At 61.4% G+C, this 12,137-nt stretch carries 8 protein-coding genes; 6 read left to right on the top strand and 2 right to left on the bottom strand.

What is annotated here, in order from left to right:
• Positions 1-112: 112 nt before the first annotated feature.
• Entirely contained in the window at positions 113-733 is a 621-nt protein-coding gene (locus tag BT173_RS14720) for a c-type cytochrome (protein ID WP_072429430.1), read from the bottom strand.
• Between the two features lie 187 nt (positions 734-920).
• Here BT173_RS14720 and yihA point away from each other — a divergent pair, with 187 nt between their 5' ends.
• From yihA to BT173_RS14750, 6 genes are all read left to right on the top strand, one after another.
• Entirely contained in the window at positions 921-1,526 is a 606-nt protein-coding gene (gene yihA, locus BT173_RS14725; protein ID WP_072429431.1) for a ribosome biogenesis GTP-binding protein YihA/YsxC, read from the top strand.
• Positions 1,527-1,798: 272 nt separating this feature from the next.
• Entirely contained in the window at positions 1,799-2,182 is a 384-nt protein-coding gene (pilG, locus tag BT173_RS14730; protein ID WP_072429432.1) for a twitching motility response regulator PilG, read from the top strand.
• Between the two features lie 26 nt (positions 2,183-2,208).
• Positions 2,209-2,574 (top strand): response regulator, encoded by a 366-nt coding sequence (locus BT173_RS14735; RefSeq protein ID WP_072429433.1) that lies wholly within the window; start codon positions 2,209-2,211, stop codon positions 2,572-2,574.
• A gap of 12 nt (positions 2,575-2,586) precedes the next feature.
• The gene (locus BT173_RS14740) at positions 2,587-3,102 is read left to right on the top strand and encodes a chemotaxis protein CheW (protein ID WP_072429434.1); all 516 of its coding nucleotides are present in this window, start codon (positions 2,587-2,589) and stop codon (positions 3,100-3,102) included.
• Positions 3,103-3,191: 89 nt separating this feature from the next.
• Positions 3,192-5,438 (top strand): methyl-accepting chemotaxis protein, encoded by a 2,247-nt coding sequence (locus tag BT173_RS14745; protein ID WP_217651483.1) that lies wholly within the window; start codon positions 3,192-3,194, stop codon positions 5,436-5,438.
• A 77-nt stretch (positions 5,439-5,515) separates the two neighbouring features.
• Complete coding sequence (locus BT173_RS14750; protein ID WP_072429435.1) at positions 5,516-11,668, top strand: Hpt domain-containing protein; 6,153 nt, start codon at positions 5,516-5,518, stop codon at positions 11,666-11,668.
• A 66-nt stretch (positions 11,669-11,734) separates the two neighbouring features.
• Here BT173_RS14750 and BT173_RS14755 read toward each other — a convergent pair whose 3' ends face one another.
• Complete coding sequence (locus tag BT173_RS14755) at positions 11,735-12,043, bottom strand: hypothetical protein (protein ID WP_072429436.1); 309 nt, start codon at positions 12,041-12,043, stop codon at positions 11,735-11,737.
• Positions 12,044-12,137 lie beyond the last annotated feature (94 nt).

Raw genomic sequence — 12,137 nt, forward strand, 5'->3', positions numbered from 1 at the left:
AGCTCGCCAGAAGGGAAGACGGCGCAATTGGAATCCCGTAGACAAGTCAAAGGGGTGGCGATGCCACCCCTTGGGTACTGCAGACCGGGAAAGTTCCCGGCCAGAGCCAGGCTTAACGCAAGCCGGCGATGTATTCGGCCACGGCCTTCATGTCCGATTCAGACAGCTTGCTGGCGATTGGCTTCATGATGGGGTTCACACGCTCGCCACCAGCCTTGTAGTCCTTGAGCGACTTCTCGATATAGGCCGCATGCTGGGCACCCAGACGTGGGTACTGAACCGGGATGCCGGCGCCGTTCGGACCATGGCAGGCCATGCAGGCCGGCAAGCCGGTTTCGCGATTGCCACCGCGGTAGATCTTCTTACCCGCTTCCATCAGCGCCTTATTGGTGCTCGCGCGCTCTTTCGGCTTCTGCTCACCGAAGTAGGCGGCCAGATTCTTCATATCGGCATCGGACAGCGCGGCAACCTGACCCATCATGATTGGGTTCTTGCGCTCGCCTTTTTTGAAGGCGTTCAGCTGGGCGTACAGGTATTCCGGATGCTGGCCGGCCAGGCTCGGGTTGGCGCTGGCGGCGCTATTGCCATCGACACCGTGGCAGGCAGCACACACTTGCTCGACGATGGCCTTGCCCTTGGCCGGATCGGCCTTGGCGGCCGGGGCCGGCGCTTCCGAGGCAAAGGCAAAGGAAGCCGCGAAGCCAAGCAAAACTGCCAGCGCGCTACGTTTCATAGAGGTAACTCCTTGATGACGATGGGTGCGGCGCTCGCGCCGTCGTTGCTCTGTTTATCCGGGTACTACGAGTCAGCCCAGGCAGGCGATCGGTACCGCCCAGGCCAAAGTGTTTGATTCAAACCTGATATTCTATCCGAACCTGCAGGTGCCGCAAAAGGCACGCAACATAACGAGAATTGCTCCCATGTCGCTGTTCAGCCAACTTCGCTTCCACACCACCGTCAATGAGCTGCACATGCTACCGCAGCACGGCCTGGAAGTCGCCTTCGTCGGCCGATCCAATGCCGGCAAATCCAGCGCCATCAACACATTGGCCAATCATGTCCGCCTAGCCTTCGTCTCCAAGACACCAGGACGCACGCAACATATCAACTATTTCAATCTGGGCGATGATCGCTTTCTAGTCGACCTGCCCGGCTATGGCTATGCCCAGGTACCGGAAGCCATCCGCGCCCATTGGCAGCAATTGCTTGGTAATTACCTGGCCACCCGCCCAAACCTGATCGGCCTGGTGCTGATCATGGACTCGCGCCATCCGCTCAAGCCGCTGGATGTAAACATGCTCGACTGGTTCCTGCCCACCGGCAAACCCGTGCATGTACTGCTGACCAAGTCGGACAAGCTGACCCGCCAGGAACAGACCAAGACCCTGGCACAGGTGCGCGGTGCGCTCGAGCAATGGCCCAATTGCAGCGTGCAGCTGTTCTCCAGCCTGAAAAAGCAGGGCATGGAAGAAACCGAGACGGTAATTGGCAACTGGTTTGCGCAGGCACAAACGCCGGAAATGTAAATTTGCCGGAACCAAATCAATCCGGCCCGCTCGTATTGCACAGGTGTATTGCACGCCTCCCGCTTTCCCTCCCTGAGCGGGTGCCGGCCACAAGACCGGCTTTCCTACCCCAGCCACCTCCCCTTTGGCTGGGGTATTTTATTTATTCACTCTGATATAAAACGAGATAACTGCCAATTTGCGGCAATAGTGATTTGATTGTCATTGTGCTATGTTAGCGTTCGCCATTCCGGTGTCCTATCGCACCGAACAGGCAAAAGGAGACAAGCTCGATGCAGAATCTCGCCGGCATCAAGGTTATGGTGATCGACGACAGCAATACCATCCGCCGCAGCGCCGAGATCTTTCTTGGTCAGGCGGGTTGTGAGGTCATACTGGCCGAAGACGGTTTCGACGCGCTGGCAAAAATCAGCGACCATCATCCGGATGTGATTTTTGTCGATGTGATGATGCCGCGGCTGGACGGTTACCAGACTTGTTCGCTCATCAAGAAGAACCCAAAATTCAAAGCGACACCGGTCATCATGCTGTCCTCCAAGGACGGCCTGTTTGATCGGGCCCGAGGCCGCATGGTCGGCTCGGACGAATACCTTACCAAGCCATTTACAAAAGACAGCTTGCTGCAGGCCGTTGGCGCCCACGCCACCCACGCCTGAGCAAGCATCAAGGGACTGATACACGCATGACTATCAAGAAAATCCTGATCGTCGACGACTCTCCGACCGAACGCCATTTCCTCGGCGAGTTGCTGACCAAGAACGGCTTCCAAGTGATGACCCTGGAAAGCGGTGAAGAAGCCGTCGCCCGCGTCAAGGAGCTGATGCCTGACCTGATCTTGATGGACGTGGTCATGCCCGGCCTGAACGGCTTCCAGGCAACGCGCACCATCTCCAAGGATGATGTGACCGCGCACATCCCCATCATCATGTGCACGTCCAAGGGTCAGGAAACCGACATCGTCTGGGGCAAGCGCCAGGGTGCACGCGGCTATGTGGTCAAGCCAGTCAACCCGGACGAGCTGCTGCAGCAGATCGCCGCTCTGGGCTGAGCCGCTTAGACCATGGCCAAACGCGTCAGTCTTCGCGAATTCCAGGAAAGCGTGGTTGCCAGGCTCAAGGCCTTGCCTACCACGCACACCGCGACCACCAAGCTGGGCATCCAGGTTGGTGATTCTTCATGGCTGGTCGACCTTACCGACGTCAGCGAAGTGCTGCCGGTGCCGAATATGGTCAACGTGCCGCTGACCCGGCGCTGGTTCAAGGGTCTGGCTAATATCCGCGGTAATTTGTTCAGCGTGGTCGATCTGCCGGGCTTTCTCGGCGATGAACCAGTGCAGCCTGCGGTCAGCAGCCGCCTGCTGCTCATCCATCCGCGCCACATCATGAATTCGGCTCTGTTGGTCAATCGCATGCTCGGTCTGCGCAATGTGCAGGATATGCAGGAAGTGGCGCCAGCCGACCCTGCCGTTCCCTGGTGCGGCCCGACCCGACGCGATGCAAATGGCAAGGAATGGCGCGAACTGCGCATTCAGGAATTGGTGCAGCAGGCACCTTTCCTGCAAGTGGGCACCATCTGAGCCCGCTGAGTACAAGCACTGAATCGATTTAAAACATGCGGTAGTGGGCCTGCCCGGCCCGAAAAATAGCAACAGGGAGATTTTCGAACATGGCGCTGTTGGACAAACTGAAATCGCGCAGCAAGGAACAAGCCGCAGAAGCGAGCGACGGTGCGTCCGCGCCCACGCAAAGCAGCCTGGCAAGTTCCCTGCTTAGCAAGCTGAAGATGAAGCCGTCTGCAGATGATGGCAAGGCCGACAAGGCCTATGACCCATTGCGCACGGTGTCGATCCTCGACCGTATCCGCCCGCAGACCGAAGGCGGCGCCAGCCGGCCACTGCCGCTGATTGGTCATCTGCCCGCGCGGCGTCAGATCGAGATCTGCCTGTACACCATGCTGATCTTTATCGCCCTGTTCGCGATCACTACTTTCATGATGGTGCGCTCATCCGGCCACGATGCGGCCTACCGTGCCACCTCGACAGAAATGCAGATGCTCTCGCAGCGGATGGCACGTTCGTCCGCCCAGGCTATCCAGGGTAATGCCGAAGCCTTCCCGCTGCTCAGCGAAGCCTATACCCAGTTCGATACCGACCTGACCCGTCTAGTCAGCGGCGGCGATGGCCTGCCGGCCTCCAAGGGCCAGGCGGCGGAAATCCTCGCCAAGATCAAGCAGAACTGGGACACCAACTTCCGGCCGAACCAGAAGAAGCCGACGGTTGAGACCATCCTCAAGCAACGCGAAACCCTGGTGTCGGTGACCCAGAACGTGAGCGAAATTAACCGCAACGATGCCAAGCTGCTGGAACTGACCCAGCAGCTGGTGTCGCTGCTGGGCGAAGCCAATGCCTCCAGCCACGAGCTGGAACTGGCCAACCAGCAGGTGATGCTGTCGCAGCGTATGGCCAAGAACGCCAACGCCATGCTCGCCGGTGAAATCATCAACCCAGAAGTGGTGTTCCTGCTGGGTAAGGACACCAACACCTTCCGCGACACCCTGGCCGGCATGATCGAGGGTAGCGAAGAGCTGCGCATCCCCGCCGCCAGCAATCCGGAAGTGAAGGAAAAGCTGGTTGAAATCCGCGACCTGTTCAAGGACTTCGAGACCGTGGTGGGCGCCTTCTCGCGCAATATGCAGAACCTGGTAAACACACGTCTGGCCAACCAGACCATTTACAAGGAAAGCGAAACCCTGCTGAAGGACACCAAGGCACTGACCGAAGCCTATGAAAGCCAGGCGAGCGGTGTGTTGTCCATCATCCTGGAAATCATCTTCGCCGCGCTGGCCTTTGCTGGCCTCTACGGTCTGATCCGCGTGTACAACGCCGAATCGCAACGTCGTCGCGCCGAAATCGAAGCGGAAAACAAGCGTAACCAGGAGGCCATTCTGCGCCTGCTGAACGAAATGTCCGACCTCGCCGACGGTGACTTGACGGTGCGCGCTTCGGTGACCGAAGACCTGACCGGCGCCATCGCCGACTCGATGAACTACACGATCGACGAGCTGCGCAGCCTGATTATCGGTATTAACCGCGCCACCGATCAGGTGACGGCCGCATCCCAGCAAGCCCAGGCAATTTCGGGCGAACTGCTGCAAGCCGCCCAGCGCCAGTCCGAAGAAATTATCGACACCAACGAAGTGGTGCAGAACATCACCCGCTCGATTAACGAGGTGTCCGGTACCACGGTTGAATCAGCCCGCGTGGCGCGCCAGTCGCTGGAAGCCGCTAACAAAGGTACCGAGGCGGTACAGAACCAGATCAAGGGCATGAATGAAATTCGTGAACAGATCCAGGAAACCGCCAAGCGGATCAAGCGTCTGGGTGAAAGCTCGCAGGAAATTACCGAAATCGTGGAACTGATTTCGGACATTACCGAGCAGACCAACGTGCTGGCCCTGAACGCCGCCATTCAGGCCGCCTCGGCCGGTGAAGCCGGTCGCGGCTTCACGGTGGTGGCGGAAGAAGTGCAGCGTCTGGCTGAACGTTCGGGCGAAGCAACCAAGCAGATCGGTGCGATTGTGAAGACCATTCAGGCCGATACCCATGATGCGGTGGCCGCTATGGAAATCTCCACCCAGGGTGTGGTGGAAGGTGCCAAGCTGTCCGATGCCGCAGGTCAAGCGCTGAACGAGATCGGTCAGGTGTCGAACGAGCTGGCAGGTCTGATTCAGACCATTGCCCACGCAACCGAATCGCAGCAGCAACTGGCCGACAAGGTGGCGGTATCGATGCAGGACATTCTGCGCATTACCGAACAGACCACCGCCGGCACCAAGCAAACTGCCGTACAGATTGGTCAGCTGACCGGTCTGGCTGCCGAACTGAAGGGTTCGGTCGCAGGCTTCAAGCTCTGATCCGCTCGCGGCCACCTTGTCTCTCGCAGCAAGGTGGCCAGCTATCTATCTAGCCCTCTCGCGGAACGACAATACTGATGAGCGCGCACACCGAATTCGACCTGGGATCGCTGATATGGGTCAAAGGTGAAATTGACCAGGCCTTGGACAAGGCACGTCAGTGCCTGGACAAATACGCTGCCAAGGCCGATGCAGCCGAACTGAAATTTGTACAAACCCATCTGCACCAGGTACGTGGTGCGGTGGAAATGGTCGGCTTATCGGGCGCAGCCCGCTTTGCCGAAGAGCTGGAAGTCGCGGTTGGTGCGGTCGAGCGCGGTGAGGCAAGTGCCTCCCTGCTTGGCCTGATCGCCGAAGCCGCCACCAGCCTGAGCCAATACCTGGAAGCCTTGGTCAATGGCTCGCCCGATCTGGCACTCAAGCTCTTGCCGGCCTACCGGCGCGTGCGCGCCGAGCGCGGCGAGCGCCAGTCCAGCGGCGCCGATCTATTCTTCCCCTCGCTCTCTGCCGAGCTGCCCCCTCAACTGAGCGCCACCAAGCGCGCCGATGCCGAACAGGCTGCCTATTTGAAAGCAGCCCGCGCGCGCTTCGAAGCCGGCCTGCTCAAGTGGCTCAAGGGTGAGCGCAAGGAAAGTGGCACCTGGATGGCACAAGCGCTGTATGGCGTGGCGCGCAGCCAGTCCAGCAGCCTGCAGCGCAGCTTCTGGTGGGCCGCGGCCGCTCTGGCGGAAGGCTCGCTGGACAATACCGCCCAGCTTGATATCGACCTCAAGCAGCTGTTCTCACGCCTGAACCAGCAACTGAAGCGCCTGAACGAAGGCGCCGGCAAGGTGGCAGAGCGCCTGTTCCGCGATGTGCTGTATACGGTTGCCCATCTGGAAACCCGCAGCCCGCAATGCGCGGCCGTACGTCAGGCCTTCAATCTGGCCGAGATGCTGCCTGCCGGCGCACTCGAGGATGACACCCAGCAGCTGGCTACGCTGCAGCTGGTGCGCGAGCTGCGTGAGCTGGTGGCCCAGATGAAGGACAACTGGGCCCGCGTGGGCAGCGGCGGCACCGATCGCCTGCCGAGCTTCAAGCAACAACTGGCTGACCTGAGCCGACGTAGCGCGCAGATCCAGCTGAGTGGTTTCGACAGCCTGTTGCAGGCGCTCAGCGATGTGCTGACCAAGCAGGACAAGACCCCGAGCGAAGCGTTGGCTCTGGAAGTGGCTACGGCACTGCTGCTGCTGGAAAACGCCCTGCTGATCTTCCCCGAGCGTTCGAACGACTTCCCTGCCCAGTCCGAAGCCATGCAGGCACGTCTGCGCAATGGCAGCACGGGCGAGCTCGATGTCAGCCTGCTGGACGAAGTATCCCGTCGCGCGCAGGAACGCCTGCTGATGGTGCAGGTCGCCCAGGAGATCCTCACCAATCTGGCCCAGATCGAACAGACACTGGATGACTTCTTCCGCGATAGCAGCACGCGTGGCGAACTGCAGCAGACCGATGCGCCGCTGCGGCAGATTCGCGGTGCGCTGACCATTCTGGACGAGCGCGATGCCCTGGCCCTGCTGGATGCGGGTGCCGAAATCGTGCGTCGCTGCCAGATCGAAGGCTACGATGCCGCACCCGATGAGCTGGAATTCCTGGCCGAGGCCTTCTCCAGCCTGGGCTTCTATATCGACGCACTCAAGCGCGAAGAGACTGATCGCATCCGCCTGATCGCCCCGTGGTTGCAGAAGATTGGCCACGAACCGGCCCAGCCTGTGGTCGACGAGGCCCAGGAAGCGGCCGCCGCCCAACAGGAAGCCCAGGCCCAGGAACGGGTCGAGGCGCTGGAGGTGGAAGAAGGTAAGCCGATCGCCGCACCGGCGACCACGGCACCCGCTCCCGCCAGCCAGGTGGTCAGCGAAGCGGCCGTGGATGCCGAATTGCTCGATGTCTATCTGGAAGAGGCGGTCGAGGTACTGGCTGCCATCAATAGTCATGTCGACATCGTGCGCGAGCAGGCCGGCAATAAGGATGCGCTGACCGTGATCCGCCGCGGCTTCCACACCCTCAAGGGCAGTGGTCGCATGGTGGGCTTGAATCAGCTTGGTGAAGTCGCCTGGGCGATTGAGCAGGTGATGAATAAATGGCTGCAGGATGAGAAGCAGGCCTCGCCGGCCTTGCTGCGCCTGCTGGAAAGCACCTCGGCCCACTTCACCCAGTGGGTGGGCGAGCTACAGGCCAGCGGTACCGCGCAGGTGGATGCCGCCGCCCTGTTCGCCGAGGCCGAGCGCCTGAAGAGCGGCGCCGACCAGGACGAGCCGGCTGTTGGCGAGACAGTGGCGGTCGCCACTGAAGCGCAGCCCGCTGCCGATCAGGCCGCGCCGCCGGAATTGCCCGTGCTGGAGGGTGATGCTGGCGCACTGGAAACCGACCCTATCGAACTGGCGCTTGATCTGCCCGAAGTCGCGGTCGAAGCATCGGCCGCTGAGGACGAGCACAGCCTGGACTTCGATCTGGGCGATATCGCGCTGGAGCCCGGCTCGCTGACGCTGCCACACGCAGAGGCAACGCCGGAAGCGGCCGATCTGCAGATTGGCGAGATCAGTATCTCCAAGTCGTTGTTCGGCATTTTCCTCGACGAGGCTTATCGCCATTTCGCCACGCTGAACAACGCCTTCATCGATTTCAACAGCAGCGGTGAGGTCGAAGCGGCCTTTGTGCATGCGGCCCACACTCTGTGCGGCATTGCCAATACCACCGGCTTCCATGCCCTAGGCGAACTCGGTTATGCGATCGAGCAAGCGCTGCTCGCCTATCAGAAGGCTGGCGTAGCCCCGGTACAGGTCGATTACGACACCCTGTCGATGGCGATCGACAAGGTTGGCGTGATGCTCGGCCAGATCAGCCGCTATGAAACCCCGGGCGAAGAGGCGCAGACCGTTGCCATGCTACAAGTGGTGTCGAACCGCCTGAAGGACGCCGATCTGGCGCCGACCAGCGTGGCCGAAGCCATCAGTACCGAATTGCCAGCTGAACCCGCGAGCGAGGCCGAGCTGCCTAGCCTGGATATCCCGCTGGAGCTTGATCTGCCGGATGAGCTGGTTAACGCCGAACTGCCGGCCGCTGGCGAAGAACTGACGCTGGAGCTCGATAGCGCAGCGCCGCTGGATCTGGACTTCGACAGCCTGATGGCCAGCGATGCCGCGCCGAGCGTGCAGTCCGAGGCTCAAATCGACCTGATCAGCGAGCCACTGGCCGTGGCACCTGTGCCGGTCGAGGTCGAAGCGCCAGCCGCCGATCTACCCGATCTGGATGGCTTGAGCCTGGATATCGAACTCGATGATGTGGCCCTGGATGCCGATGTCGCAGCCGAGCCGCAGACCGAGACGATCGCTGCCGCCCCGGCACCGCTTGATATTGAACAGACTGCAGCCGAGGTCGATCTCGACCTGAACCTACCGGTTGACCTTCCCGCAATCAGCGAGGCCGACGATGCGCTCGAGCAGGCCGTCACGGCACCGCAGGCATTCGAGACGATCGAAGCGATCGAAGTAGCGGAAGTCAGCCTGCCCGAAGCAGAGACGGATGCTGATCTGCTGTTCGATACCGACCTGCCGCTTGAACTGACCGCGGTCGCGGACAGCGTCTCCGCCACCGAAGAAGCCGCGCCACTGGTGCTGGATGACTTGGTGGAGGTGATGGCGCCGCCAGAGTCGCTCGAGGATGCGCTGAGCGAGATCCCGCTCGCCCAGGTGGACGAGGCACTGATCGTCGAGCATGCGACGCCGGTCGAAGCCGAGCTGGAAGCCGTCGCACAAGATGTAATCGAAATGCCGGCCGTCGAACTGGCCCCTGTCGAAATCGATCTGCCCAGCAGCACGGCAGCCGAGCCCGATGGCGTCGGCAGCGTGGCTGCATTGGGTGGTGGCGATCGCCTGGCAGAGATCACCGTACTGGACGAGTTGGACGAGCAGCTGCTGCCTATCTTCATCGAAGAAGCGCAGGAACTGCTGCCTCAGGTATCGGCCGAGCTACGTGCCCTGGGCGAGGAATCGACCCGCCACGAGGCGCTCGAATCGCTCAAGCGTGTGCTACACACGCTCAAGGGCAGCGCGCGCATGGCCGGTGCGATGCGTCTGGGTGAAGCCACCCACAATATGGAAACCCGCCTGCTCAACGCCGGTGAGGCCGTGGTACCGGCCTTGCTCGACGAGCTGGAAGCCGACCTCGACACCATCACCCTGCTGCAGGACCGCCTGATCAATGGCGAGCCGGCCACGGATGAGCTAGATGAAGCGCTACCTGCCGATGCAGTAGTGTTGCCGCAGGCCGTCGCCACGCCGGGCGCCGCGCCAGTCGCAGCGGCCCGCACTGCACCGGCACAGGCACAGGCACAGGCACTCGGCCTGTCCGATCCGGAAGCCGGCAAGAGCACGGTGCGTGTCCGCGCCGACCTGGTCGACCGTCTGGTGAACCAGGCTGGCGAGGTGTCGATCTCGCGTACGCGGATCGAATCGGAAATGCTGGCGCTCAAGCGCTCGCTGCTCGACCTGACCGATAACGTCGGCCGTCTGCGCGGCCAGCTGCGCGAGATCGAGATCCAGGCCGAGTCGCAAATGCAGTCGCGCATGGCCCAGGCCAGCGATCTGCCGGACTTCGACCCGCTTGAGTTCGACCGCTTCTCGCGCCTGCAGGAACTGACCCGCTTCATGGCCGAGAGCGTGAACGACGTGGCCACCGTGCAGCACAACCTGTTGAAGAACCTGGACGAGTCGAGTGCCGCTCTAGTGCAGCAGGCACGCATGACGCGTGATCTGCAGCAGGAACTGATGCGCGTGCGCATGGTGCCCTTCTCCTCGGTGTCCGAGCGTCTGTACCGCGTGGTGCGCCAGACCGGCAAGGAAACCGGCAAGAAGGTCAACCTGGAAATCAAGGGCGGTCGGGTAGAAATCGACCGTTCGGTGCTGGAAAAGATGGTGTCGCCGTTCGAGCACATGCTGCGTAACGGTATTGACCATGGCCTGGAAAGCACCGAGGTGCGCCTGGCCGCCGGCAAGAATGAATTCGGCGAAATCGTCGTGGAAGCCCGCCAGGAAGGTAATGAACTGGTGCTGGTACTGCGCGACGACGGCGCCGGCCTGAATCTGGAGCGCATCCGTCAGAAGGGCCTCGAGCAGGGCCTGATCGAAGCCGGCGGGGATTACACCGACGCGCAGATCATGGCGCTAATCTTCGAAGCCGGCTTCTCCACCGCCAACCAAGTCACCCAGCTGTCCGGACGCGGCATTGGCATGGACGTGGTGAAGAGCGAGCTGGAAGACCTCGGCGGTCGGGTGGAAGTGTCATCCGAAGCCGGTCGCGGTACCACCTTCACGATTCACCTGCCGCTGACCCTGGCCGTTACCCAGGCCGTGCTGATCAAGGTGGCCGGTAAGCTGTTCGCCATCCCCTCGGTGATGGTCGAGCAGGTGCAGGAACTGAAGATGGAGCCGCTGCATCAGCTCTATCAACGCCATCAGCTCGAGTGGATGGGCAATCAATACCCGTTCCACTACCTGCCACGCCTCCTGGGCGACTACGACAGCCAGCCCGAGCAGAAGCGTTACAACACCATCATGTTGCTGCGCTCCGGTGTCAGCCGCATCGCCATCCACGTCGACGAACTGGTGAAGAACCAGGAAGTGGTGGTGAAGAACATCGGTCCACAGCTGGTGCGCGTGGCCGGTGTGGCCGGTGCCACGGTGCTCGGTAATGGTGAAATCGTGCTGCTGCTCAACCCGCTGGCCCTGCTGCAGCGCCGTGCCGACGCGCCGGTGGCCGACTTCGATGCCGCCATGGCCGCCAGCGCGCCGCTGCCGGAAGAGCAGCTGCAGGTCGCCCCGGTGGTGATGGTGGTCGACGATTCGCTCACCGTGCGTAAGATCACCGGCCGTCTGCTGGCCCGCGAAGGCTATCAGGTGGAAACCGCCAAGGACGGCGTGGATGCGCTGCAGAAGCTGCAGGACATCCGCCCGGCTGTGATGCTGCTGGACGTGGAAATGCCGCGTATGGACGGCTTCGAACTGACGCGCAATCTGCGCGCCAACGCCGACACGCGCGATATCCCGATCATCATGATCACCTCGCGTACTGCCGATAAGCATAAGAACTACGCGTTTGAACTGGGCGTGAACGCCTTCCTGGGTAAGCCTTATCAGGAAGACGAGCTGCTCGAGCACATCCGCAAGTTCACTGGTGAGGAAATGCCGATCGCCTGATCGGTACCCGCCAAACAAAACGCCCCGGCAACGGGGCGTTTTGTTTTTCTGCTAGCACCAGGCACGTCAATCAAAGGGCGGGGACTCCTGCGCATCCGCCGCATCCTGGGCGCGCTGGCTGGGTAGGCCGAAGGCGGTCAGGATGAAATCGTAGCGGCTGGCATCGAGCTGTTCGGCCACATAGGGCTGCAGGGCAGCAAGCTTATCGGGGCTGAGGAAGTAGCCAAGCAGCATGTCGGGGTCGGGCCTTTGCTGCTCGGCCGCAAACAGCTGGAGCAGAAAGACCGGCGAGATCGTATCGGCCACTGGCCAGGTAGCGACGAAGGCGCCGTCCATGCCCTTCTCCCACACTTCGATGGCACGTTTGATCTGCATGGCGGTGGTCCTTTCTGGCCCGACTGGCAGGCGAATGCGATATGGCCGCCATTATGCGGGAACTCGCCCCTGCCGCGACACGCCCGTCGGGCGC

It is taken from the genome of Chitinimonas taiwanensis DSM 18899 (assembly GCF_900119825.1).
GTDB lineage: Bacteria > Pseudomonadota > Gammaproteobacteria > Burkholderiales > Chitinimonadaceae > Chitinimonas > Chitinimonas taiwanensis.

Bases quoted from the DNA above. Each gene is read 5' to 3' on its own strand.
- BT173_RS14720 (WP_072429430.1), bottom strand. From the start codon at position 733: ATGAAACGTAGCGCGCTGGCAGTTTTGCTTGGCTTCGCGGCTTCCTTT.
- yihA (WP_072429431.1), top strand. From the start codon at position 921: ATGTCGCTGTTCAGCCAACTTCGCTTCCACACCACCGTCAATGAGCTG.
- pilG (WP_072429432.1), top strand. From the start codon at position 1,799: ATGCAGAATCTCGCCGGCATCAAGGTTATGGTGATCGACGACAGCAAT.
- BT173_RS14735 (WP_072429433.1), top strand. From the start codon at position 2,209: ATGACTATCAAGAAAATCCTGATCGTCGACGACTCTCCGACCGAACGC.
- BT173_RS14740 (WP_072429434.1), top strand. From the start codon at position 2,587: ATGGCCAAACGCGTCAGTCTTCGCGAATTCCAGGAAAGCGTGGTTGCC.
- BT173_RS14745 (WP_217651483.1), top strand. From the start codon at position 3,192: ATGGCGCTGTTGGACAAACTGAAATCGCGCAGCAAGGAACAAGCCGCA.
- BT173_RS14750 (WP_072429435.1), top strand. From the start codon at position 5,516: ATGAGCGCGCACACCGAATTCGACCTGGGATCGCTGATATGGGTCAAA.
- BT173_RS14755 (WP_072429436.1), bottom strand. From the start codon at position 12,043: ATGCAGATCAAACGTGCCATCGAAGTGTGGGAGAAGGGCATGGACGGC.